Consider the following 23414-nt stretch of genomic DNA (forward strand, 5'->3'; position numbering starts at 1 on the left):
TGGTGGTGTGTGCAAAATACTAAATACGCTCAATAGGGTGGATTCTCGTAGCGCCGTCGGCACCCTGCGTGATTTCTGCCCGTACTTGATAGACATCGTTGAGCATCTGGTGGGTCAGGATCTGCGACGGTGCACCGTTGCCAACTACCTGCCCGTGGCGAAGCATGATCAGCTGATCGCTGTAGGCGCTGGCGTGGTTCAAATCGTGCAACACCATAACAACCGTAAGTTTTTGCTCTTGGTTGATCTTCACGACAAGATTCAGCACTTCAAGTTGGTGCGCGATATCCAGATAGGTGGTTGGCTCATCGAGCAACAGGATTTTCGGGCGTTGGGCCAGCGCCATGGCAATCCATGCTTTCTGCGACTCGCCCCCAGAGAGCTGATTGACCTGTCGTAAACGTAGATGCTGTAGCCCGGTGTGTTCCAAAGAATCATCGATGATCGCTCGGTCCTCGGCGGTCAACGTACTGAACCAGCGGTGATGCGGATACCGGCCAAATGCAACAAGCTCTTCGACGGTTAGATCGCTTGGGGCCTCATGGCGTTGGCTGACTAAGCATAGTGAACGAGCCAGTTCGCGGCGGGAAAAGCTTGATAGCGACTTGCCCTGAAGGGTGATCAGCCCCTTGGCGGGGGTGAGTAATCCGGCAACCGTCTTGAGGATCGTTGATTTTCCTGAACCGTTGGGCCCCAGGATTGTCGTGATCTTGCCAGCGGGCACCTCAAGGTCGATTCCTTGCAGCACGGGCTGGGAACCGTAGTTTACGGACAGCGATTCAAGGGCAATCATGAGGCTGTGGACCTCCGCAGCAGATACAAGAAATAGGGTCCACCAGCTACCGCCATCACAATCCCGGCCGGGATTTCCAATGGCGGAACCAAGGAGCGCCCGAGCGTATCAGCCAGGAGCAGCACCAAGGCGCCGAAGAGCAACGACAACGGAAAGTAGAAGCGCGCATTGCTCCCCACGATCAGTTTGGCCATGTGCGGAACAACGAGCCCCACAAAACCGATGATGCCAACAGTAGAAATCGAAATTGATGCCAAATAGACCGCAGTTCCACACAACAACAAACGAGTCCTGGTGAGGTCCTGACCGAGGGTATGCGCGGTTTCCGCTCCAAGCCGCAGTACGTTCGCTGGACGAATACAACAAATCAGCAGAACCCATCCGACCAGAGAATAGGGTAACAACGTTGCCGCGTCGGACAAGCCCTTCCCGGCAAGCGATCCGTTCATCCATGACATCGCCGACGGTAGCTTGTCGCTATTGAGCAACGACAGCAGGCCCGTGATCCCGCCAAAGACGGAATTCACCGCAACACCGGCAAGGATGACACGAATGGGGGTGACACCTTTGGAACGGTCCCAGGCAAAAGCGAAAACCATCACGGTTGCAATGGAGCCTCCGACCATTGCTGCCACAGGAAGCATTGACAGATGCTGTGGAGCTACCAGCAGTATGAACAAGACGCAGACAGATGCTCCCGAAGACACTCCCGTTAGCCCTGGGTCGGCCAAAGGGTTGTGCATGGCGCTTTGCAACAGAGCTCCGGACGCTGCCAAGTTGGCGCCGATCAGCAGGGCCAAGGCAATTCGGGGGATACGCAGATCCCACACGATGGTGGCTTCGACTCCCGAAGAAAGGCCTGTTAGGGCTTTTACGGTCTCACTCAGATTAAGATGCACCGATCCAATGCCCACCGCCAAGAGCGAGGCAAGAACAAGGATTCCGGCGGCGCCGAGGATGATCGTCAGACGCCTTGCATTGGCGCTACGAGTTTGCAGACCACCGTTGGCGGCGGAAGCCTTGAAATTCCGAGATTGTGTTTCGAGGGTCATGAACCCAACGCTGCAGCCATGTTGGAGATGGCTTCAGGCGCATCCGTGATCGAAGATATTCCATAGAGTTCAAAAGGCAGTGCATGGATCGCGTCATTCTTTGACGCGCTCACCTTGCCCCATGCTGGCTGTTCGGCAAGTTCCTTCTTCACTCCATCCAACACTGCTTCCGCGTCGCCGTGCGCAAGAATGAGGACGACATCTGGATCCTGGGCGATCACCTGTTCCATGCTCAACGGGGTGTAGGACTCTTCCTGCCCAAGTAATGCTGCAACATTGGTAGCGCCCAGATCATTGGCGATTTCACCAGCAAAGGTGTTTTCTCCCATCACCATCAATTCCCCGGGGGACCCGAACAACATCAAAACCTTCTTTGGATTCGTTTCGCTAACAACGGTCGAGGCCTCTTGCTGCGCCTGATCAACCTTTCGTACGAGTTCACGCGCTTGATCCTGGGAATCAAAGAGTTCGCCTAGTGCCAAGGCTGTTGCTTCCAGCTCAACAACTGAATCTGTTGGAAGGTTGCTACTTTCCAAATTCAAAGGTTTGATTTTCTTGTCAATGGACTCGCCAATCGAGGCAGGGCTAAGTATGAGATCCGGGGCTAGTTCCGCGATTTTTTCGAGGTCGGGTTCCACCGAATTACCGATTTGCGGCAAGTCTTTTGTGCCTTCGGGCAAGGGATTCTGTGAGGTGGGGACCCCAACTAAAGGAACATCAAGCGCATCCGCGATTTGTGTCAATCCAACAGACATGGAGACCACACGTTTTGGCGCTTGGGAAGGTAGCGCGGCGCGACTTGTTTCGAGTGCCTTTTGCAGGAGTGAATCCTTTGCCGCCGGAGCGTGGGTTGGTGACGCCTCAGTCGAAGTGCTCCCTGAGGTGCTTGATTGGCAACCTGAAAGTGCAAGTGTTGTCGCGGCAACGATGGCAACGCACGGCAAAGCAAAACGCATAGATACTCCCTTGGATTTACTCGAAAACGATAAGGGTAGGCTACACAGATATTAATGAATTAACCTAATTTTTCAGGCTCGATCGACGGGTGGATACCGTGTAGCATATGGATCGAAATTTCTAATAAAACTACAGGTCAATCGGGCTTCTAGGTGCATCTATCGACTAATGCTCAACTGTCGAGGAAAAATAAATAGTATGAATATCCTCCGCTTATTAGGTCAGTATGCGTGTGCTTTGCTGACTGAACCGTGTCCGCTCAAGGTCATGAGAGTCATTGCTTCGTGACGTAATGTGCCGCCCTAAAACCTCGCGCGTCCCGTGACGGGTCTGATAAGCGCGCACTGTCCCGCGTCCGGGTGGGGGGTGGTCAACGGGCGACAGCTAGGGAGATGGATGGTTCAATACACCGGCTCGATTTTTGAGCCAGTCTGAAGTTGAGAAATTCGGTGCTTTCAAACGGGAGATGTGTGCAGGCATCAACGAGTTTTCGCCGCGCGATGTTGATGCTGAACGGCTCACCGATCGAACAGGAGTTTTCCGGTCGCGTGTTCCCGTTGCGCCCTGGTCTTGGCTGAAGAATGTCGTCTCGTGGTGCAATGGATCGTGATCTTAAGGCAGCTGGAATATTTTGTGGCGTTGGCCAGGGAACAGCACTTCGCGCGGGCCGCGGAGGAATGCAGTATCTCGCAGCCGGCGCTTTCCGAATCGATTCGGAAGCTGGAAGCAGGACTTCAAGTTCCCTTGGTACGTCGGGGGCATGCCTTTCAGGGGCTGACCCCGGAGGGTGAAGTGGTGTTGCGCTGGGCCCAGCGTCTGCTGGCTGATCGCGATGCGATGAGCCAAGAAGTCGCAGCGTTGCAATCCGAACTGTCGGCAACCCTGCGGTTAGGTGTGGTGCCAGCGGCTTCCTCCACGGTTGCGCTGCTTTCCGACGCCTTTGCCAGGGCCAATCCCAAGGCGAAAATCCATATTCAGGGCAGTCTTCGATCCACCGAGATCCTGGCCCACATCCGCAGCTTCGAACTTGATGCCGGGCTCATCTACGCAGAGCCAGACGAACTTGGCGGGTTGCTGGCAGTTCCGCTGTACCGCGAAGAACATATCTTGATTACTGCGCAAGGCATGCTTGAATCAGCTGGGGCACCGATGCCCGTTCGGGAAGTGATTGATCTTCCACTGTGTCTCTTGGATTCTTCCATGCGTGGACGCCAGATGCTGGATGAAGTACTGGTAACCCATGGCCGGAACGCTTCACCGCGTATTGAATGCGATTCCATTGTGACGTTGCTGGCTCAGGTGTCCACCGGACGCTGGGCGAGTGTGGTCCCCGTGCAATGGCTTGAACCATTAGGTGAACTTCCCGGCCTGGTTCGAACGCCCCTCACGAACCCCCAGATTACGAGCCAAATTAGTCTTGTGATGAATGAGCATCAGCCGTTGCCGCTGATATTACGCGCATTACTCTCTGCGACAGCGGACATTTATCCGAGCGTAACAAAGCATCTTGACAAGGGATGATAAGAGTTTCCGATTGAACAATCAAAGATAATACTTGGACACGATCAAACGATTGATGCGACTCTAAATGAGCAGAATCGTTCCTTACCGCAGGAAGCTGCGTGATAACCAAGGAGCGAGCATGAACAACCAGACGAATGTGCCTCATGAACCGGCCAGTAGTCCGAGAGCCCGAGTGCTGAGCCCTGCGTTTGCGGCTTTGACTTGGCGGCGTTTTCTGTTGGCGCACAGCCCGGAGATTCGTCCAGCGCTGCGCGTCGGGTTTGGCTTGGCCATCCCCGGCGCAATTCTCATGCTGATTGGCCACACGGACTTGATGGTCTACGCGGTCTTCGGCTCGGTTGTCGGGATGTACGGACGCAGCCAGCACCGGCTACAGCGGCTCAAAGATCAGTTATTGGCCGGAGCCATGATGTTATGCGCTGGCGTGAGCGGTATTATCCTGGCACCGTGGGGACTGGACGGCTGGGCTTTGGTGGCCGGAGGAATCTTCTGGGCCTCGGCCAGCTCGCTGACCGCAGATCGATACGGTCTGAAACCGGGCGGTTCCTTCTTTCCGGTATTTGCCTTTGGTGCGCTCGCGTCGCTCCCGGTGGAGCAAGCACCGTCGCTAGGCGGTCTTGCCGCCTTTACGCTGACCGCGCTGATTGGTGTCATCCTGGGACAGACCGCACGCTTTGGCTCAACAGCGCAAGATCCTTTTGGACATGATCCGATTCCTTGGCCGGATGCACTACGCCGCGCCACCTGTTATGCCTGTGTTGTGCTCTTGGCTGGAGCACTGGGCATCGGCCTGCAGTTCGATCACCTGCAATGGGTTATAGCCGGCTCAGTTGTGCCACTTGCCGCGGGCAACGCCCGAGGCCGCTTGAGCCGCGGAGTGCACCGCGTGGCCGGCACCGTGGCGGGGTTGGTGGTCTTGCTGGGAATCTACTATCTGCAGCTACCAGACCTGGCGCTGGCCTTGGCAATCATCCTGTTGATGTTCCCCACCGAGGGGTACATGACCAGGAACTACGGCCTCGCGCTGAGCTTCTTCACCCCGCTGATCATGCTGATGTTGGAACTTGCCGACCCAAGTGTGAACGCCGAAGTTTTGTGGGAGCGGGCGTTGGGAAATCTTCTCGGGGTGCTCGCCGGAATCCTCGGTGCGCTGATTTTCGATCGAAAACCCCGTTGACCGTGTTCTATCCGTGCGCTGGAGATATAACATCGTTGGGTATCTCACGCTTCGCACCGTGAGCGATCCTCGCACCGTCATCAAGGAGCCCCCTAGCCATGAAATTTTTCAGCAGTTCAGCACGAGGCCTGCTTGCCGCAACCGCGAGTGCGCTGTTGGCCGGAGCATTAGCAGGGGGCTCATCGGCACCTGCCGCCGCGCTTCCGGCGCAACGGGTATCGGCCACGGCACCCGGCTATCTCCAGGTTGCTGCCGCCAAGACGGTGACACAGGTAAAAACCACAAATAATCTGAATATGCGTGCAGGTGCCAGCACCAGCACCCGGGTGATCCTGACGATCCCCGCAAACAAAACCGTCGCGGTCAAGTCCCAAGCAGCCAAGGGCTGGTACCAAGTCACCTACAACAAAAAGACCGGCTGGATTTCCAACAAGTACGCCAAGGTCACCAAAACGGTTTCCACGTCACCGCCCTCCAGTGGAACAAAAAGTGTGAAGCTGTGGGTCACCCCAAAATCGACGCTAAATATCCGCAAGGGCTCGGGCACTAATTATTCTGTGGTGGGCAAGATCAGCAAGGGGCAACCGGCCTACGCGACGTCCAAGGCCGCCAACGGCTGGTACAAAATTTCCACTCAAGGCACCACCGGATGGGTATCGGGCCAATACGTGAGCACGTGCTCCACGGGGTGCGAGATTGATGCTGGCCCATACACCACCAACCGTGCCGGACTGTCCGATCGCTACTTCACCAAGTCCGCTGGGGCAGATCTCTACGCCTCAGTCAACGGCAAAAAACGCATCGGCGACATCCCCAAAAACTCGATTGTGTACCGCGACGCGGCCTGGGAAAAGAAGGCGGGCCCCGTTTCTGGCTGGTACTACGTACACACCCAAGGGGCGGATGGATGGATGAAGGCTTCGGCGCTGAAGCGAAGCACCAACGCTAAAACCGCCAACTCTTCACAAATCACCCGCACCCAAGTGCAAAAGCAAGCCAACGGGAAACTGTCCGAGTCGATGCTCGTGGCGTTGAGCTGGGACAAGGAAAAGACGCTCATTGCGGCCCCGGCCGCAGCCGACCTCGGGCGGTTGAACACCGCATTCAAGAAAAAATTTGGCAAGAACCTCGACATCGACCTGGCCTACCGGACACTGGAGACCCAGCAGTTCTTCTATCAGGAGCTGGGCTCCTATATCGCGGCCAAACCGGGAACCTCGAACCATGGGTGGGGGCTGGCAATCGATGTACCCGAGTCGTACCATTATTCGTTCAAGGGCAAATACTACAAATGGCTGAAAGCCAATTCAAAGAAGTACAACTGGGTGCACCGGAAGAATTTGGAGGAGTTCCGCTCTGACGGAAGTCGAAACCCCTACGCGGAAGCATGGCACTTCGAATACGTCGGCAAATAAAAATTTTGTCTGTTTTGGTGATATCGAAAATCCGGTCCCAAAGTTAGTTACCTTGTAGATGACAGTTCATGCCGGCACGTAGCGTGACGGTTTTGCTGACGTTGAACTCATTTGGTTTTCTAAGGAGTGGAACAAGGCATGTCAGATAGTACTGCGCCAACTACCGGCGCCAAAGTCACTGCAGAATTTTTGGGAACATTCGTTCTAGTTTTCGGAGGCTGTGGTTCGGCGATTTTCGCGGCCAAGGTTATTTCCGATGAAACCATCAACATGGGTATTGGGTTCCTCGGTGTTGCTTTAGCCTTCGGCCTGACCGTTTTGGTCATGGCCTACGCCGTGGGACACATTTCCGGTGGACATTTCAATCCGGCGGTCACCGTGGGCACCGCCATCGCTGGTCGCACCGCATGGAAGGATGTTCCAACCTACATCATCACCCAGATCGTGTCGGCTTCGGCAGCGGGAGCGGTGCTGTACTGGATTGCCAGCGGCAAGGACGGTTTCAATGCAGTTGAGTCCGGTTTCGCCAGCAACGGCTACGGCGATCGTTCCCCAGACGGTTACACCATGGTTGCCGCTCTGGTAGCTGAGATCGTGTTGACCGCGATCTTCCTATATGTCATCTTGGGATCCACCGACAAGCGTGCACCCAAGGGCTTCGCCCCAATCGCCATCGGCCTGTCGTTGACGCTGATTCACCTGGTTTCCATCCCCATCACCAACACCTCGGTCAACCCAGCCCGTTCGCTGGGTGTCGCATGGTTCGCCGGTGGCGAGGCGCTGGGCCAGGTATGGCTGTTCATTGTGGCTCCGATCATCGGTGCAGCTATTGCCGGTGCAAGCTACAAAATGCTTGAACCAGCAGTGAAGCTTGCCACCAGCGAAGGCTACGACACCAAGTAAGCTCGTAGATCCCGGTGAGCGCTCAAAGAGCCTTGGGCCATTCACGCGATGAGATTGGTCCAAGGCTCTTTGGTTTTGGTTGCAGGAAACTATGGCTGTTTTTGAACTGTTCTCAGGAACAACGCTCGCCGTTGGATGGGAACTGCGCGGTTCCTCCAAATACCGAATTGGAAAATGCCACCAGGTCCGCGTTGAGCGCCGAGTCGGCGCCGACCAATGGCATATGGTCCAGCCCTTCATACTCCTTGTAGGCTGCATTGCTGTTGGCCGCACAAAGATTCGCGAAGAACCCCTGCTGCATCTGCGGCAGCACCAGCACATCGGCCGCGCCCTGGGCGATAAACACCGGGACGTCTGCCGGGTACGGGGCCGAATTGTCCTCAAGCCTCGCTCCCAGCTCCCCGGTCATCTCGGCTGCGGTGAAAACCGGCTCGAACAGCTGGCTGGATTGGGCCAGCGATGTGAGCACCTCGGTACCGTAAAAACAGTTCTTCGAAATCCGGTCGACAGCTTTTCTGATGGAATGCGGCAGGTTTTCTCGGATACCGAGTTCCGGGTACAGCTCGTCCCAACTTGTGGCCATGTAGCTGCTGATGACCTTTCCGGCGGTCGAATCGGCAACGGAAACAGCCAGCTGTTTGAGATCGGAAGCGGGTGCCATTGCGGCTACCCCAAGCACCTCAAACTCTGGCGCATATTCAGGTGCTGCCTGCGCGCTCGCCAGGGCGGCATGTCCTCCCTGCGAATGTCCCCAAATCACCGTCTGATTGCTCAGCGTGGTTCCCTTGCTCACCGTGGGAGACAGCTGCCTGGCTGCGCGGGTGGCATCAAGCACTGCGTGTGCCTCGGCTTCCGGGACAAGGTAAGGATGCGGTCCGGTGGTGCCCAGCCCAACATAGTCGGTGGCAACAACTGCCCAGCCGTGTGCAAGCATGTCTGCGCGGGCGCTAGCTGGCCCATCATCAAATGGTGTGGCGCTTTGGGACAGTCCGCACCGAGCCGCCACTCCCTTGGTTCCGTTGGCCCAGGAAATCACCGGAAGTTCTCCCATGGCATTCTTCGGGAGGGTCAGAATCCCGGAGGCAACCGCCGGGCCACCGTCAGAGTTTGTGGTGGTGTAGAGCATCCGCCAAGCGTTGGTTTCCGGGAGCATCCCCTTGGACAACGGTTCAGCCCGAATAAGCTGCCCTGGAGCTTCAGGTACATTTGCCGGAGCCAAATAGAATGCATCGTTCACGGTGTTTTGGCCAGTTGAATGCAGCCAGGCAGTGACCGCACCCAAACCCAATACGGCAACTAATCCAATGATGGCTAGGGTTGCCATCCCCAGGCTCACCGTTTTCCGCAGCCACCGAGGGGCCGAGAAATTGCCGTTGCTCAGTGCCGTCAGCAGATACCGGGCACCGCGAATGACCAGCCATGCACCGAAAGCGATTCCCAGCACCCACAACGAAAGTTTTGGCCAAAAGATTGTGAGCACAGCGCCGAATATTCCGGTCAGTGCGGTGAGTATCCCACGGAAAATAGGCTTATGGTGCCCGGTGAGAACTTCACCGAACTGCAGCAGTCCTCCAATCGCCAACGCGATCGAAGCTGCCAGCGCCAACGCCGGCAATGTTGCCCCGCGCCACAAAAGGAGGATCACTCCAGCGGCTACCAGCACAGCACCCGAGGTCCATGTGGGGAAACGGCGGATACCCACTTCGCCGGACTCAGTGAAATTCAGCAACCCGGTGACAATCAACCCGGCACTGACAAGCCAAATCATTTGGGCTGTGGTGTTATACGAATCGCTCATAAGCAGCACACCAACCGTTAGCAGTGCTACCCCAGCGACAGTCCGAAATAGTCGTGTATTTGACCAGGCCGACGCCATCAATGAGTCCTCTCGATCAGGTGGCAACGATGAGGCTCGTAGCCGAAAGATTTGCGCCAGGTGCAGTGAGGCTGGAGAACCTGCAAATGAAAACCGCGCGCTGGTCTGAGCCTACTATGCGGGGATTTTCTGCTTGAGCGATGCCAGTAAATACTCCGCTCAAAGCAGATGATGCATTTGATGCTACCGGTTAAAGTTTGCACAAGTGGGAATGGAACATGGATGAATTCCTTGGCGCGGAAGTTTGTTCGTGTCGCTAGGAGATTGAAATTGGCGTCTGAGGCCTTGCCGTCGAGTACTGCGGCGTGTATTCGCCCGAATCGACCGCAAAACGTCGTTCATTATGCCCACGTGTCCAGGGCGCCATGGCAGGTGCGGGAAGCATCGCGTCGGCCCAAGTCGACATTTCGTCTTGGACCTGTCTGGTGGGGCCGAAACATAGTAAAAAACCGTCGGGCATCGGTTTGGTGAACGAACAGATCACGCTGCGAGAATTACGCTCTAGTCCGAACACCTGCCTGACGTAGTTTCCCAAGTTACCTTACGTCACTACCCGGTGAGTTGGTCCGGTTTCGATGGCCTTGCGGCCGGTTACTTCTTTTTCTTGGGTCGAAGCCACGGGGCCATGGAACCAATAATGAAGCCAACAAGGATCAGCGCCAGAACCCAGAGCCAACCTGGCATTGTCAGATGCACGCCGAGGAGGTTAAGCGTTGCCTGCTGCAAGTTGGAAAAAATGAAAACCAGCGAAACGAGCACCAGCACGATCACAAGAATTCGTTTCGGTGTAAAGAACGACCCACCTGTTTTCGCGGGATTCTGCTCGGCCATGTTGCCTCCTGAGAATGAAAGTGATGCACTGCTTGAAGGAAAGTGTAGTTCGCGTATCCTCTTGTCAGAGGCTGATGACCTAAATCTATGCTAAACGGCGCCAAAAACCCGGTTGCTGGTGTTCGAAAATCCATACCCGTTTGGAGACGCGCGATTGCTCAATGTCCATAGGCAGGTGAGCGGAGTTCAATGAGCGATGCCTGAGGTCCTAGACGGCCCCGGAAACTTGCCCGGGACGTTACCGCTTTGCGGGTGTTGGAATCTAGGTCACGTGCGCTTCGGAACACAAACTCTGCTGATCCTCAGCCTGGGCGGTTAGGCTAGGGAGCATGCAACAGCTGCCTGAGTACCCGAACTATCAATTTGTTCCACGACGCAGACAGCGTGTATTTGAGGCCGGACGGTTCACCCGCGGAGACTTCTTTACGGTGCTGGCCTACCTGGTCTTTTTTGTGGCCGGAGGGGCCGGACTGATCGGGTTGATCCCCGGATACATGCAGGCCTTTGAGACCGAGCAGCAGGCGCTCTTCGGGATCAACCTGATCATCTACGTGACATTTTTTGTGTTGGCCATGATCCAGTGCGGCCCGCAGTTTTTCGAATCGTTCAAAACCATGCGGTATTACCCGTGGGCCAAGTGGCTGATGCTTCCTGGCGGATGGATCATCACCATCATCTCCACCGCGATCGTCTCTCTATTCGTTGGGCAGGTTGCCACCAGTGAAAACCAGGCGTTATTGGAGGAGATGTCCACCGCGGTGCCGCTGCCGGTCATGCTGGTGGTGACCGCCCTCTTTGGCCCGTTTGTGGAGGAGTATCTTTTCCGTCATCTGCTGATCGGCAAGTTGTCGCGCAAACTCAACGTCTGGGTTTGCGCGGTGATTTCGGTGTTGCTGTTTGCCGGTATCCACTTTGTTGGCGCCGGCATTGGAAGCTGGACCGAGGTGCTTCCCTATCTCATGCTGGGTGTCATGATGTCCGTGGCCTATATCGTTACCGGGAAATCCATGGCGTATTCTTACATGCTCCACGTGATCAACAACGGCATCGCGCTGCTGATGGTGTATTTGGTGTATCCGCTGCTTCCGCAGGGGATCTAAGCGGTGCCTTTCAGCGGTCATGAGCCCGGAAGCCGGGCATATCGCGGAATGCTTCTGGCCTTGTTCGCCGGAGGGGTCGCGACCTTTTCCCAGCTGTACGCGGTGCAGGGGCTGCTGCCGGTAGTCGCCGAATACTTCAAGATTTCATCCTCGGATGCGGCCTTGACGGTGTCTGCCGCGACATTGGGACTGGCGTTAGCGGTCACTCCCTGGGCGATCATCTCCGACGGGATTGGCCGGCGCAAGGTCATTGCCATCGCCTTGGTCGCCTCGGTGGTACTGGGACTGCTCAGTACCGTTGCCCCGAGTTTTCAATGGCTCGTCGGGATCCGTTTCCTGGAAGGCCTGGCTTTGGCCGGGGTGCCGGGCAGTGCACTGGCCTACCTGGTCGACGAGGTGAGCGTGAAGTCGGTGGCGGTGGCCAGTGGCACCTACATCTCGGGCACAACACTCGGCGGGTTGGCAGGACGTTTGGTGGCAGGTTTTGCGGGCGAACCGGCCGGCTGGAGGTGGGGTGTCGCCGCAGTGAGCCTGATGGCCGCCCTGGCGACACTGTTTTTCCTTTACAAGGCACCGGCCGCTCAGGGTTTTGCCCCGGTCCACGATCAGAACCTGCGCACTATCGGCGCGAAGTTCGCCCAAGCGCTGCGCGGGCGAATGGTGCTGTTGTATGCACAAGGGTTCCTGCTCATGGGCGGATTTGTGGCCGTGTACAACTACCTGGCGTTCCGATTGGAAGCGCCGCCGTTCCTGATTCCCACCTCCTTGGCCGCACTGGTTTTCCTTGCGTATCTTTCCGGGACCTATACCTCCGTGCTGAGCGGCCGAATTGTCACCAGGCTCGGACGGAAACGTACCTTGCTGGTGAGTATCCTGACCAGCTTTGCTGGCCTGATGATTACCCTGAGCGGGAACCTCATCCTAATTATCGCAGGGCTGCTGATTTTCACCGCCGGGTTTTTCGCGGCCCATGCAGTGGCCAGCGGATGGGTGCCGGTGCTTGCCTCAGGCGCGCGAGCGCAGGCCGCGAGCCTGTACAACCTGTTTTACTACATCGGTTCCTCGGTGCTCGGTTGGTTGATCGGTATTCCGTTCATGAAATACGGCTGGCCGGTTGTGGTGTTCTGTGTTGCCGCCCTGCAATTGATTGCGATCCTTCTGGCTTCCCTCCTGCGATCCAAAAAGGTTCTTTGACAAGGTAATTCCAAATATATTCAGAATTTGGAATGTATCAGTTTTGAGCCTTCGACTGGCCCGACCTGAACTCTCTCGCGGGGACTTCGCGGGATCGCACAGCGCCAGGGGAGCCATGGAAAAACTGACCGCTTGCAGCCGATGAATGGCCATTGGGGGTGCGGCTTCGTAGAGTTGGGTGGGTGAGTTCATCATTACCCGCAGAATCCAACCGCAGCATCTCCCGCCAAATCTTGGCTCTGGCAGTCCCCGCCCTGGGTGCGCTGATTGCCGAGCCGCTATTCCTGATCGCTGACACCGCCATCGTCGGCCATCTTGGTGTCGCAGAGCTGGCTGGCGCCGCGCTGGGAACCACGGTGCTGCAAACTGCCGTGGGCCTGATGATTTTTCTGGCTTACGCCACAACTCCGGCGGTGGCCCGGGCCCTTGGCGCCGGGCAACCTGCCCGGGCGATGGCAGCGGGTCGAGACGGCATGTGGTTCGCCGTAGCGCTCGGCGTCCTGCTGACGGTCGCCGGGTATTTGGGTGCGACCGGCATCGTTCGCGCCATGGGCGCTGAAGGACAGACGGCGGCTTTTGCCGTTGACTACATCCACTATTCGTTGCCGGGGCTGACCGCGATGCTGCTGGTGTTTGCCGCCACGGGTATCCTGAGGGGTTTGCAGGACACCAAAACCCCGCTGGTGGTTGCCACCGTGGGCTTTGGCCTGAACATCGTCTTGAACTTTGCCCTGGTTTACGGTGCCGGAATGTCTGTGGCCGGTGCGGCGCTGGGCACTTCCATTGCCCAGTGGATGATGGCCCTGGTGTATCTGTGGATGATTCTGCCCCGAATCCGCCGGGAAAAGGTGTCCTTGGCGCCCAGCTGGGCCGGATTCATCTCTACCGGCCAGGTCGGCTCATGGCTGATGCTTCGAAACCTGACCATGCGCGCGGCCCTGCTGCTCACAGTGGTGGTAGCGACCAGCGCGGGCGAGCAGACGCTGGCGGCCCACCAGCTGGTGTTCACGGTGTTCTCCTTCCTTGCCTTCGCGTTGGATGCGTTGGCGATCGCCGCGCAGGCGATGATTGGCAAGGAACTGGGCCGCGGGGATGCGCAGCAGGTGCGCAGGCTGACCGGAATCATGAGCCGGTGGGGGATCTACTTCGGGCTTGCCACCGGGGTGTTCCTGATCGCTACCTCATGGGTGTTCCCGATGATTTTCACCACCGACCGGCAGATCCAGTCATTGGCTACCGTGGGTTTGTGGATCCTGGCCCTCTCTCAGCCCTTGTGCGGATTGGTATTTGTGCTGGACGGAGTGCTGATCGGCGCGGGGGACGCCCGCTATCTGGGGCTGGTCGGCGTGATCAACCTGGCGGTGTATGCACCGATGCTCTGGGCGGTGAACCACTTTGCGCAGGACCCGAGCAGCGCACTGATCTGGATCTGGGTTTCATTTGCACTGGGGTTTATGGCCTCGCGCGGGGTCACGCTGTTTGTGCGATCAAGGGGCACCGCCTGGATGCGGTTGGGGGCCTGAAAACCGTTTACGGCAGGACCGGGCCCAGCATGGCGGAGCGGATCGAAGCCAGGTGGGAACGCATGGCCTGCGCCGCCCCGTCGGCATCGGCCTGGGCCAGTGCCTCGAGGATTGCGCGATGTTCGGCTAGTTCATCGGACTGAGACATGTAGGGCTGCATTGCGGGCAGGACATAGTGGGCGCGGGCGGTCTGCGAAAAACAGCTATCCAGGGCCGCCACCAAACGCGAGTTGCGCGACGCATGGCTCAACTCGCTATGGAAGAGCCGGGCCGCGTGCATCGACGCGATGGGATCGCTGACAGCTTGGCGTTGTTGATCATCCAGATGCCCTTGGAGGGTCGTGATCAGATCGGCGCTGTGCAGGCGGGCCACTTGGCTGCAGACATGTGGTTCGAGCAGCAGTCGCATTTCCAGGACTTCGTAGACGTCGTTCATCGAGATGGCGCGCACCAGATAACCCTTTTTCGGCAGGATCTGGAGCAGGCCCTCGCTGGTCAGCTGGCGCAATGATTCCCGCACCGGTGTTTTCGACACATTAAATTCCTGCGCGAGCGCCGGTTCAATGAGCATGGATCCGGGAGCCAAGACCCCGTTGTTGATCCGTTCACGCAGGGCAATGGTCAGCTGCTCGGAGATAGAACCGGCCATGAGCCCCCGTTTTCTCGGTGCTCTGCGACACCGGAACTTGTGTAATGTTCGGGAGCTAGTTCACTTTTGCCCCGTTCACACCTTAGTCTGGATTGAAATATATTTCAGGAATCTTACAGTTGAAATCTGGACGAAAGAGAGCATTCGGTGACCGCAGTTCAGTCAGTTGACGCTGTGAGGACGCAGCGCAATCGCCGCCGGGCGCTGGTGGCCTCCATCTTTGGCACGGCCATCGAATGGTATGACTATGCCCTCTATGGAGCCGCCGCCTCCGTGGTGATTGGCCCGTTGTTCTTCTCCGGAGCAGGGGATTCGGCCGCCTCGATTGCAGCTTTCGCGACCTTTGCCGTGGGTTTTATCGCCCGGCCGTTGGGTGGAGTGGTGATTGGCCACCTGGGGGACCGGTACGGCCGGCGCCCGGCCATGCTGTTGTCGGTGATCCTGATGGGTGTTGCAACCGTCGGCATTGGCCTCTTGCCCACCGCGCAAACCTGGGGTGCCTGGGCCGTCGGGCTGTTGGTGTTGTTCCGGCTGATTCAGGGATTCGGTGCCGGTGCCGAGCTGACCGGCGCGATGACGTTGGTGGCCGAGTATTCTGAACCGAAAAAGCGTGGCTTCTACACCTCCCTGGTCCTCTCGACCCCGCCGTTGGGTATTGCCTTGGCCACCATCTGCTTTTTTGCGGTCTCCGTGCCCGGCGAAGAAGTGCTGCTGGGTTGGGCCTGGCGCATCCCGTTCCTGATTTCTGCACTGTTGTTTGTAGTGGCGATCTACATCCGCAACAAGCTGGAGGAAACACCGGAGTACGCCCAGAGCATGGCCGCGGCCACCGCTCAAACACGCAAGGCCAAGCTCCCGGTGCGCGAAGTATTTGAATCCCACACCCCGCGAGTTATCCTCGGATTTTTTGCCATTACCGGGCACAACGCGGTCAACTACATCATTGCGGTCTTTTCCCTGAGCCTGATGGTTTCTTCCGGGATGGAACGTTCCGCGGCATTGCTCGCGGTCACGCTCGGCTCCCTGGTCTCGGTTCTGCTGACCCCGGTCGGCGGCTGGTTGGCCGACCGCTATGGGGCCTCAAGGATTCTGGCCGCCGGCAACATCTCCGGTGTCCTGCTGGCCTTTCCCATCTTCTGGATGCTCACCACCGATCAATTCGTTTGGGGGTTCTTGGCTGTGGCCGCCGGGTACGCGCTGATCATTCCCTGCACCTCCGGTGCCCAGGGCGCATTTCTGACCGAGTTGTTTCCGGTGAAGGTCCGTTTCTCCGGGATCGCTATCGCTCGCGAGCTGAACGGGGCATTGATTGCCGGGCTCTCGCCACTGATCGCGGCCACGCTCCTGGAATTGGGACACGGCTCGGTCACCCTGCCGGCAACCTACCTGGTCGCCTGCTGTTTGTCGTCGGTTATTGCCATCTACCTCGGGGCCCGAGCCGCCCGGCGTCAGCTGTACTAGGCTCGATTCATCCTCCCCAGCCACCACCAACCGGAATATCAAAGGAAAAAACATGGGAAACCTCAAGCGCCAAATGCCGGATCTGGGTGAACTGGTCAGCCTGATGAGGTTCAAGGTTCCGTCCACCGACCGCCGGGCGGCCCGCCTCGCCGCGGCCGCTGACCTCTGGGATCTGCGCAAGATCGCCAAACGACGGACCCCCACTGCCGCTTTCGACTATGTGGACGGTGCGGCCGGGCGGGAAATCACCGCAGATCGGTCCCGCCGGGTTTTTGATTCGGTCGAGCTGCTGCCGCGGATTCTGCACGGCACCGCGCAGTCGGATCTGTCAACCACCATTGCCGGCGGGCACTCGGCACTGCCCTTCGGCATCGCCCCGACCGGGTTTACCCGTTTTATGCATTCCGAAGGCGAAATCGGCGGATCGCGAGCCGCCATGAAAGCCGGCATCCCCTTCAGTCTGTCCACCATGGGGACCCGTTCTATTGAGGAAGTCGCCCAGGCGGCGCCCGAGGGCCGCAAATGGTTCCAGCTGTACCTCTGGAAGGACCGGGAGAAGTCCAAGGCCTTGGTTGAACGTGCGGCCGCCGCCGGGTTCGATAACCTGTTGGTCACCGTGGATACCCCGGTGGCCGGCCAACGTTTGCGTGATACCCGCAACGGGATGAAGATCCCGCCGGAGCTGAGCCTGAAAACCGTGCTGGATGCCTCCTACCGTCCCGAATGGTGGTTCAACTTCCTGACCACCGATTCACTGAAGTTCGCATCCCTGTCTGATACTTCGGCGGACTTGCCCACCATCATCAACTCGATGTTCGACTCATCCTTGGACTTTGATGATTTGAAATGGATCCGCGAGTTGTGGAAGGGCAAACTGTTTGTGAAGGGGGTGCTCACCGCCGACGACGCGGCCAAAGCCAAGGCCGCCGGGGCGGACGGGCTGGTGGTTTCCAATCACGGCGGCCGGCAACTGGACCGTGCACCCATCGCCTTCGAAGCTCTCGGTGAAGTCCGCGCGGAGGTCGGGAACGAGATGGAAATCATCTTGGACTCCGGCATCATGTCCGGCGCCGACATCGTGGCCAGCCTGTGTGCGGGAGCGGATTTTGTGCTCATCGGACGCGCCTACCTCTATGGCCTGATGGCCGGCGGGGAACAGGGAGTATCTCGGGCAATCGATCTTCTGGCCAAGGAAATCGAGGTCAACATGCAATTGATGGGCGCGGCAACCATCAAGGATTTAACCGGTGAGCTGATTCGCCGACGCACCGCGGTGAACTAACCAGCACGCTCATTTGGGTGCCACACACCATCGGCCTGCGGGCTTGTCTATTGGGACTGCCCGCAGGCCGGTGTGATTAAGCCCTGCCAAAGTGGCGGATAGTTCTATCGGCGGTAGAATGGAAAGCGTGCCAGCACCAAAAACCACCCCAGCTCAAGCCCAAGATGTTTTTCGCCCCGTATTGTTGCGCGGGTTGACCGCGACAGTTTATGCGTTGCTCTCCATCTTTTGGGTCGGCGCCGATGAGAAGGCTCTGTCCTATTCCACCGCGGCATTTTTGGTGGTAACCGGCGTCTTCATGTGGCAATACGTCAGCGTAGACAGCGCCCCCGACAAGTCGCGCGGCCCCTACGCGCTGGGTGCCGGGCTGATGCTGATGGCTGGCATCGCCACGATCTTCGCCACCACCACCTTGTGGATTGGCATCCTGGCGGCCTTCGCGTTCTTAGCCAGCGGGCTGGCCGAACTTTACGTCTTTTTCACCCTGCGTACGCAGTTCCCGCCATTCCGCAACCAGTTGGTCACCGGTGTGGTCGGAGTGATCCTCGCCGCCGCGGCGCTGCTGGGACTGAACATGGATGCCCACGCGATGTTCGGTCTCATCGGCGGGGGAGCCATCGTGTTAGCCGTGTTTGTCCTGATTGCTGGATTCGGCCACCGACACGAGATGAAGCTTCCCGCGGACGCCGAAGGCCAGGAAACCGGAGGCACCCCTGCCGCCGGCACCGACGCAGCCAACTAGTCTTTACGAACTGAGCAAAAGTAGAAACGGAGTTCCCGGTGGGAAACAACCCGAAGAAGAAGCAACCGTGGAGCCAATCCATTAAAGGTCCACTGAGCTTCTCTTTGATTCTGGCCATCGTCGCAGGCGGCGTCGGCATGATCACCTCAACCGGTGGATCAGAAAACGAGGTCCGTGTGGATATCGGCCTGGCATGTTTCGGCATTGCCTTTGTGGTCAGCCTGCTGGTGATTTCCGTGCTGACCATGGCCTCCAAGGAGAATGACCCGGAACTGGGCAAGGGCACCGGGGTGAACCGCTCCTCGGCCAACCCGGAGAAGAAGTCGAAAGACTGATCATAAAACCTTGGCCAAGCGTCATGATGCGCTGGGACTGTCCGTTTACGGAAGTCCCGGCGCTTTGTCGTTTGACGGAACTGCACACAAGAACGTGCGGGAAATGAACTATTTAAGGAATTTCGTGAGCAGTACCAGCAGCTCCATGTTTGGCACCCTATTGGGGCGCCAGCTCATGTGCCATAAGTCCAATACGGCAATGAGCAAAGATGCAACGAATCACGGGTAGGTTTTTGGTTTCCATACCTGAATTTTGCGTATGGTAGAAAATGAAAGGCCGGATCGTTCCGGATGCATCCAGCTATGCTGGGCTCGTCGTTTTATTCTCAAAGACGTCTGGAAACATAGTCGGAGTGGTACCATATCAAGTACCAGTAGGAGGAAAAATGGCAATCACCGCCAGTGAAGCACGACGCGAGCTCTTTGGTCTCATTGAACAAGTAAACCTTGACCACACAGAAGTTGAGATCATGTCCAAGCGCGGGTCCGCAGTGCTCATGTCCAAAGACGAGTACGATTCCCTCGTTGAGACAAGTCATTTGTTGCGCTCGCCTAAGAACGCGGTACGCCTGCTTGCGGCTCTTGAAGCTGCACGCAACGACCAGACTACAGAGCACGAGCTCATTGAACCGTGAGCGCAAGATTGCTGACTTGGACCGCTGGTGGTTGGGAAGACTACGTTTACTGGCAGACCCAGGATCGGAAAACGCTCAAACGCATCAACCTGCTCATCGAAGACGTACTGCGAGACAATCCCTTCGAAGGCATCGGAAAACCCGAACCGCTGAAGCACGCATTGGCAGGAGCTTGGTCACGACGCATTGATGACGTCAACCGGCTTGTGTACGTTGCTGATGACCGAGCGGTGACGATTCTTCAGGCAAAATATCACTACTGACATGAATTCTTGTCCGTCTCGGCCCGCTCTCTGAACGGAGTAGTCTCGCCGATAGCCAACGTTGAGTAGAGTCGCAGCCTGTCGTATCGCAAGATCATTAGAATTCACGGCAGAGGTGGGTTGATACTCTCACCTAGAACTTATGGGGCCGGGACTTGCCCGTGGCGCTACCAAACTTCTCCATCTTCTTGAATTGATGGATATTGTCGCTTTGCGGTGTTCAACCGGTAGCCACCGCTTCCCAGAACGCCGGTCTCAGGTTTGGCAGTTGAGCAGGTTGAGCAAGGGGCGCTCCCGCTCTCTCGACTTCGCGCGGCGCAGGGCGGACCCTTGGCGATGCCCGCACCAAAAGTACGGAGCCGCCCCTTCGATAGAATCGATGTATGAGCCTACGACGCCGGAGAACCGGAAGAAACCGGGATCCGCGCCGCTCCAAGCGCGACACGCTGCCCCGCCGCAGGGCTGCGGCCGTGGCACTCGCCCTGGCGTTGCCTCTGCTGGCGGTAGGGATTTCGTCGGAGGCTGAGACATCCTTCGCATACGACGCACACCTGGTGGCCACCGAGTCGAGTGCTTCGGCGCGCCTCGTGGAAATCAGCGGCTGCCATCGCGGTTGCTCGAACTACGTCCTTTCGAAGGGCGGTGAAGAATTTCCCCTCGACCGCTACGATGCTCTCGATGATCCGCAGGTCGGTGACGAGGTGGACTACGTAGTGGATCCGCAGGATCCCGGAAGAGCGGTGGCCGTGGGATATCCCGAATTCTGGGAATCGGATCCCGACGGGAATTTGTTGCTGCGTCTGGTGCTCATGGCGATGGCACTGGGCGCCGCGGCATGGTCCGCCGCGAAGCTGGTGCCCGAGGACCTCAAACGCCTGACCACAAAAACTCAGGCGCCACCGGGAACGAGTGATTCGTGGGGTGCCTAGTCGTTGCTGACATCGCCACTCGCGCCTTAGCAGACTGAGCGAGGCTGATTGCCAAAGTGAACTGAACCTGAAGTAATACACGAGGCGACACCCGGTGCGGGTCAAACTCCCGCTAGGCTGTGTGGTGTCAGCTACCGAGCATTTTTCTCCGGGAGAACCCATGCAACAAGATCCAATCAGCACCGCGGACCTGTATGACGAACACGGGGAGCAGTTGCCGTCCGTGTCGATCCAGTTCCAAGATTTTGGCGGACGCCTTTCATTTTACGGACCGGCCCGAACCATCAAATGCCACGAAGACAATGGCTTGATCAAGGAAACCCTGAGTTTTCCGGGTAACGGGGAAGTCCTGGTGGTGGACGGCGGAGGCTCGCTGCGCTACGCGCTGTTGGGTGACATGATCGCGAAAAGCGCCGAAACGAACAATTGGGCCGGTGTGATCATTCACGGGGCGGTGCGCGATCGGGCCGAACTGGCAGGGCTGGAACTGGGTATCAAGGCGTTGGGAAGCAACCCGCGCAAAACGGTGAAACGGTCTCACGGCACCGTTGACGAGGTCATCAGCATTGGCGAGGTGAAGATCCGCCCCGGAGCCATGGTGTATGCCGATATCGACGGAATACTCATCGAGCACTGAACCGGGACGGATGCACCTAGCGGGCGTCGTTGGCCGGAAGCCACTCGTCCTTGAACTCTGCGGCGGTCATTGACTCCAGATCTTCGCGGATCTGGACAATCAACCGTTCGGCTTCTTCCAAGCTTGAGGTGCGAAGGCTCAGCAGCACCGAATCATCCTCGCGAGAGTGCACCACAACCTGTGGTTCGTTGGCCTCGAATTCGGCATCGCCGAGCGTCGCGGAGGCCAGGGCGACAACCCACCGTCCGGCAGCGCGCAGGGGGCCGGTTTTCACGGCTTCCAAGCGTGCCTCGTAGTCGGAGGATGCATGTGCTTCGTCGGTCATGGCTTGTCCTTTCGACGTGACACGTTCAGTGCCAGATATGTCTTCATCTTAGGGTCCGACATCGTCAAAGGCGAATAGCCAAAGGGCTGAATTCCAGAATTCTCAGTTGCTGGCGGCCTTGCGGGCACGGTAGGCGCGCACATGCTCCCGGTTGGCGCAATTACCCGCGTCGCAATACAGCTTTGAGCGGTTGCGCGACAAGTCCAGCAGGGCGTTGTTGCAGTCGGTGGAGGCGCAGATCCGCAAACGCTCCAGCCCGCCGGAACGGATCACCTCTGCCAGGGCCATGGCGGCATCCACCGCGAAACGGTCGTACAGCGGGCTGCTCATGGTGGTCGCGTGCAGGTGGTATCCGAGCTTCTCCGATTTGATCAGCTGCGGCTGGGCATTGGCGGTGCGCAGAATCTGGTTCACACGGAACACCGCATCCTCTTCCGAGGCACTCCAGATGTTTTTGAGCTGAGCGCGCAGCTGGCGGATCGAACGAAGCTCGGCCTGGTTGTGCGCCCGGTCCCCGGCGAAATGCTGCGAGTCCAAGAACTCGTCCAGATCCGCCACGCTGGAGAGCATGTCGACAATCTGAACCTCGGTGTTCAAGAGGTTCACAACCACCTTTAACGAGGCTTCGATATCTGGCGCAAAAGTCATAATTCAGTCCTGAACAAGCTAGCGGATTGACTGTGCTTCAAGCCTAACCGTATCGTCTGGATCAGATGTTTCATTTCCGCCGGGTCACCGTAGATCCGGCGGTTGTTCTTTGAAGGTACCCTCACGTTATGTCGCACACCCCGGATCCGCTGGATTCCCCTGCCCTGCGCACCGCAGCGCCGCACGTCCCCAGTTCCGCGCGCGGCATCTGGATTGCGCTGGCCTCCTCGGCGGCCTTCGGGTTATCGGGCACCTTTGCCCGGGGGCTTTTCGAGGCCGGATGGTCACCGGTGGCGGCCGTTACCGCGCGCATGGCCGGCGCCGCACTCGTGCTGGCGATTCCCGCCGCCCTGGCCATGCGAGGGCGTTGGGGGCTGTTGCGGACCAACTGGGTTTCTATTCTGCTTTTCGGCCTCTTCGGGGTGGGCGCCTGCCAGCTGTGCTACTTCCTAGCGGTGCAGCGCTTGGATGTGGGGGTTGCCCTGCTCCTTGAATACCTGGCGCCGGTGCTGATTGTGCTGGTGCTCTGGATTCGCCACAAAAAACGGCCGTCGGTGGCGACCATTGCCGGCGCGCTGCTGGCACTGGGCGGCCTGGTGGCGGTGCTGGATCTGACCGGGACCTCTGATATCGATCCGGTCGGTGTGTTGTGGGGACTGGGTGCGGCCATAGGCCTGACCGTGTACTTTTTTATCAGTGCGCGGGCCGATGGGGCGCTTCCGCCGATCATGCTCTCGGCCGGCGGGATGGCCATTGGCGCGGTATCGATGATGCTGGTGGGTGTGCTGGGTATCCTTCCCATGCAGTTCACTGCCGGCAGCGGATCCCTGGCCGGTTTCGACACCCCGTGGTGGCTGGCGCTTGGCGGCCTGATCCTGATCGCCACCGTCTTCTCCTACACCACCGGCGTGATGGCGGCCCGAGCCTTGGGCTCGAAGGTCGCCAGCTTCATTTCATTAACCGAGGTGCTTTTCGCGGTGCTATGGGCCTGGCTGCTGCTGTCGGAACTGCCCGGCACCATCCAGTTGCTCGGCGGGCTGCTGATAGTCGGCGGAGTGATCCTGGTGCGTGTTGACGAACTGCGCGCCGCCCGCCGCTAACCAAGCCATTGCCCGGGCCTGATAATCCCGGACGCAGCCCGGCGAGTTGCGCTGAATGCCAAC

Annotated in this window: 24 protein-coding genes; 16 read left to right on the forward strand and 8 right to left on the reverse strand. The window is 58.2% G+C overall.

Translation table 11 applies throughout. The features are described 5' to 3' along the window. Positions 1-19 precede the first annotated feature (19 nt). The 3 genes from ACIOWL_RS04040 to ACIOWL_RS04050 are packed head-to-tail and all read right to left on the reverse strand — an operon-like array spanning position 20 to position 2801. Positions 20-793, reverse strand: a complete 774-nt coding sequence (locus ACIOWL_RS04040) for an ABC transporter ATP-binding protein (protein ID WP_400381938.1) — start codon at positions 791-793, stop codon at positions 20-22. Then, positions 790-1845 carry a FecCD family ABC transporter permease gene (locus ACIOWL_RS04045; protein WP_400381940.1) on the reverse strand — a complete coding sequence of 352 codons (1056 nt, stop codon included), beginning with the start codon at positions 1843-1845 and terminating at the stop codon, positions 790-792. The genes ACIOWL_RS04040 and ACIOWL_RS04045 overlap by 4 nt, the downstream gene beginning before the upstream one ends. After that, a complete protein-coding gene (locus ACIOWL_RS04050) occupies positions 1842-2801 on the reverse strand; it encodes a helical backbone metal receptor (protein WP_400381942.1) in 960 nt (319 codons plus the stop codon). Before ACIOWL_RS04050 ends, ACIOWL_RS04045 begins: the two co-directional genes overlap by 4 nt. A 607-nt stretch (positions 2802-3408) precedes the next feature. Between ACIOWL_RS04050 and ACIOWL_RS04055 the strand changes: the two genes are divergently transcribed. From ACIOWL_RS04055 to aqpZ, 4 genes are all read left to right on the forward strand, one after another. Beyond that, positions 3409-4323, forward strand: a complete 915-nt coding sequence (locus tag ACIOWL_RS04055; RefSeq protein ID WP_400381944.1) for a LysR family transcriptional regulator — start codon at positions 3409-3411, stop codon at positions 4321-4323. Between the two features lie 121 nt (positions 4324-4444). Beyond that, positions 4445-5503, forward strand: a complete 1059-nt coding sequence (locus tag ACIOWL_RS04060) for an FUSC family protein (RefSeq protein WP_400381946.1) — start codon at positions 4445-4447, stop codon at positions 5501-5503. 98 nt (positions 5504-5601) lie between these two features. Next, the gene (locus ACIOWL_RS04065; RefSeq protein ID WP_400381947.1) at positions 5602-6918 is read left to right on the forward strand and encodes an SH3 domain-containing protein; all 1317 of its coding nucleotides are present in this window, start codon (positions 5602-5604) and stop codon (positions 6916-6918) included. 138 nt (positions 6919-7056) lie between these two features. Continuing rightward, positions 7057-7821 carry an aquaporin Z gene (aqpZ, locus tag ACIOWL_RS04070; protein WP_400381949.1) on the forward strand — a complete coding sequence of 255 codons (765 nt, stop codon included), beginning with the start codon at positions 7057-7059 and terminating at the stop codon, positions 7819-7821. 112 nt (positions 7822-7933) lie between these two features. Here the strand turns inward: aqpZ and ACIOWL_RS04075 are convergent, their stop codons facing one another. Both ACIOWL_RS04075 and ACIOWL_RS04080 read right to left on the reverse strand, forming a co-directional pair. Then, the gene (locus tag ACIOWL_RS04075) at positions 7934-9619 is read right to left on the reverse strand and encodes an alpha/beta fold hydrolase (RefSeq protein WP_400381951.1); all 1686 of its coding nucleotides are present in this window, start codon (positions 9617-9619) and stop codon (positions 7934-7936) included. A gap of 669 nt (positions 9620-10288) precedes the next feature. Beyond that, positions 10289-10528, reverse strand: a complete 240-nt coding sequence (locus tag ACIOWL_RS04080) for a hypothetical protein (protein ID WP_400381953.1) — start codon at positions 10526-10528, stop codon at positions 10289-10291. Between the two features lie 329 nt (positions 10529-10857). Between ACIOWL_RS04080 and ACIOWL_RS04085 the strand changes: the two genes are divergently transcribed. The 3 genes from ACIOWL_RS04085 to ACIOWL_RS04095 all read left to right on the forward strand — a co-directional run bounded on the left by ACIOWL_RS04085 (position 10858) and on the right by ACIOWL_RS04095 (position 14345). Then, complete coding sequence (locus ACIOWL_RS04085; protein ID WP_400381955.1) at positions 10858-11628, forward strand: lysostaphin resistance A-like protein; 771 nt, start codon at positions 10858-10860, stop codon at positions 11626-11628. 48 nt (positions 11629-11676) lie between these two features. Beyond that, positions 11677-12822, forward strand: a complete 1146-nt coding sequence (locus tag ACIOWL_RS04090; RefSeq protein ID WP_400381957.1) for an MFS transporter — start codon at positions 11677-11679, stop codon at positions 12820-12822. Between the two features lie 182 nt (positions 12823-13004). Continuing rightward, a complete protein-coding gene (locus ACIOWL_RS04095) occupies positions 13005-14345 on the forward strand; it encodes an MATE family efflux transporter (protein WP_400381958.1) in 1341 nt (446 codons plus the stop codon). Positions 14346-14352: 7 nt separating this feature from the next. Here the strand turns inward: ACIOWL_RS04095 and ACIOWL_RS04100 are convergent, their stop codons facing one another. Further along, complete coding sequence (locus ACIOWL_RS04100) at positions 14353-14994, reverse strand: GntR family transcriptional regulator (protein ID WP_400381960.1); 642 nt, start codon at positions 14992-14994, stop codon at positions 14353-14355. A gap of 147 nt (positions 14995-15141) precedes the next feature. Between ACIOWL_RS04100 and ACIOWL_RS04105 the strand changes: the two genes are divergently transcribed. From ACIOWL_RS04105 to rraA, 8 genes are all read left to right on the forward strand, one after another. Continuing rightward, on the forward strand, positions 15142-16455 hold the full coding sequence (locus ACIOWL_RS04105) for an MFS transporter (RefSeq protein ID WP_400381962.1): 1314 nt from the start codon (positions 15142-15144) through the stop codon (positions 16453-16455). Positions 16456-16507: 52 nt separating this feature from the next. Beyond that, positions 16508-17737: an alpha-hydroxy acid oxidase gene (locus ACIOWL_RS04110; RefSeq protein WP_400381964.1), complete on the forward strand. Its 1230-nt coding sequence runs from the start codon at positions 16508-16510 to the stop codon at positions 17735-17737. A 127-nt stretch (positions 17738-17864) separates the two neighbouring features. Next, positions 17865-18479 carry a DUF308 domain-containing protein gene (locus tag ACIOWL_RS04115; protein ID WP_400381966.1) on the forward strand — a complete coding sequence of 205 codons (615 nt, stop codon included), beginning with the start codon at positions 17865-17867 and terminating at the stop codon, positions 18477-18479. A 38-nt stretch (positions 18480-18517) separates the two neighbouring features. Continuing rightward, positions 18518-18814 (forward strand): hypothetical protein, encoded by a 297-nt coding sequence (locus ACIOWL_RS04120; RefSeq protein ID WP_400381968.1) that lies wholly within the window; start codon positions 18518-18520, stop codon positions 18812-18814. A 386-nt stretch (positions 18815-19200) separates the two neighbouring features. Next, positions 19201-19449 carry a type II toxin-antitoxin system Phd/YefM family antitoxin gene (locus tag ACIOWL_RS04125; protein WP_400381970.1) on the forward strand — a complete coding sequence of 83 codons (249 nt, stop codon included), beginning with the start codon at positions 19201-19203 and terminating at the stop codon, positions 19447-19449. Beyond that, positions 19446-19712, forward strand: a complete 267-nt coding sequence (locus tag ACIOWL_RS04130) for a Txe/YoeB family addiction module toxin (protein ID WP_400381972.1) — start codon at positions 19446-19448, stop codon at positions 19710-19712. Before ACIOWL_RS04125 ends, ACIOWL_RS04130 begins: the two co-directional genes overlap by 4 nt. A 383-nt stretch (positions 19713-20095) precedes the next feature. After that, the gene (locus ACIOWL_RS04135; RefSeq protein ID WP_400381973.1) at positions 20096-20641 is read left to right on the forward strand and encodes a hypothetical protein; all 546 of its coding nucleotides are present in this window, start codon (positions 20096-20098) and stop codon (positions 20639-20641) included. Between the two features lie 160 nt (positions 20642-20801). Beyond that, positions 20802-21278: a ribonuclease E activity regulator RraA gene (gene rraA / locus ACIOWL_RS04140; protein WP_400381975.1), complete on the forward strand. Its 477-nt coding sequence runs from the start codon at positions 20802-20804 to the stop codon at positions 21276-21278. Between the two features lie 16 nt (positions 21279-21294). Here rraA and ACIOWL_RS04145 read toward each other — a convergent pair whose 3' ends face one another. Next, complete coding sequence (locus ACIOWL_RS04145) at positions 21295-21603, reverse strand: hypothetical protein (RefSeq protein ID WP_400381977.1); 309 nt, start codon at positions 21601-21603, stop codon at positions 21295-21297. 102 nt (positions 21604-21705) lie between these two features. Further along, the gene (locus ACIOWL_RS04150; RefSeq protein WP_400381979.1) at positions 21706-22251 is read right to left on the reverse strand and encodes a CGNR zinc finger domain-containing protein; all 546 of its coding nucleotides are present in this window, start codon (positions 22249-22251) and stop codon (positions 21706-21708) included. 128 nt (positions 22252-22379) lie between these two features. Here ACIOWL_RS04150 and ACIOWL_RS04155 point away from each other — a divergent pair, with 128 nt between their 5' ends. After that, entirely contained in the window at positions 22380-23351 is a 972-nt protein-coding gene (locus ACIOWL_RS04155) for an EamA family transporter (RefSeq protein ID WP_400381981.1), read from the forward strand. The last annotated feature ends 63 nt before the right edge of the window (positions 23352-23414 follow it).

This window comes from Glutamicibacter sp. NPDC087344, assembly GCF_044744225.1.
Taxonomy (GTDB): Bacteria; Actinomycetota; Actinomycetes; order Actinomycetales; family Micrococcaceae; genus Glutamicibacter.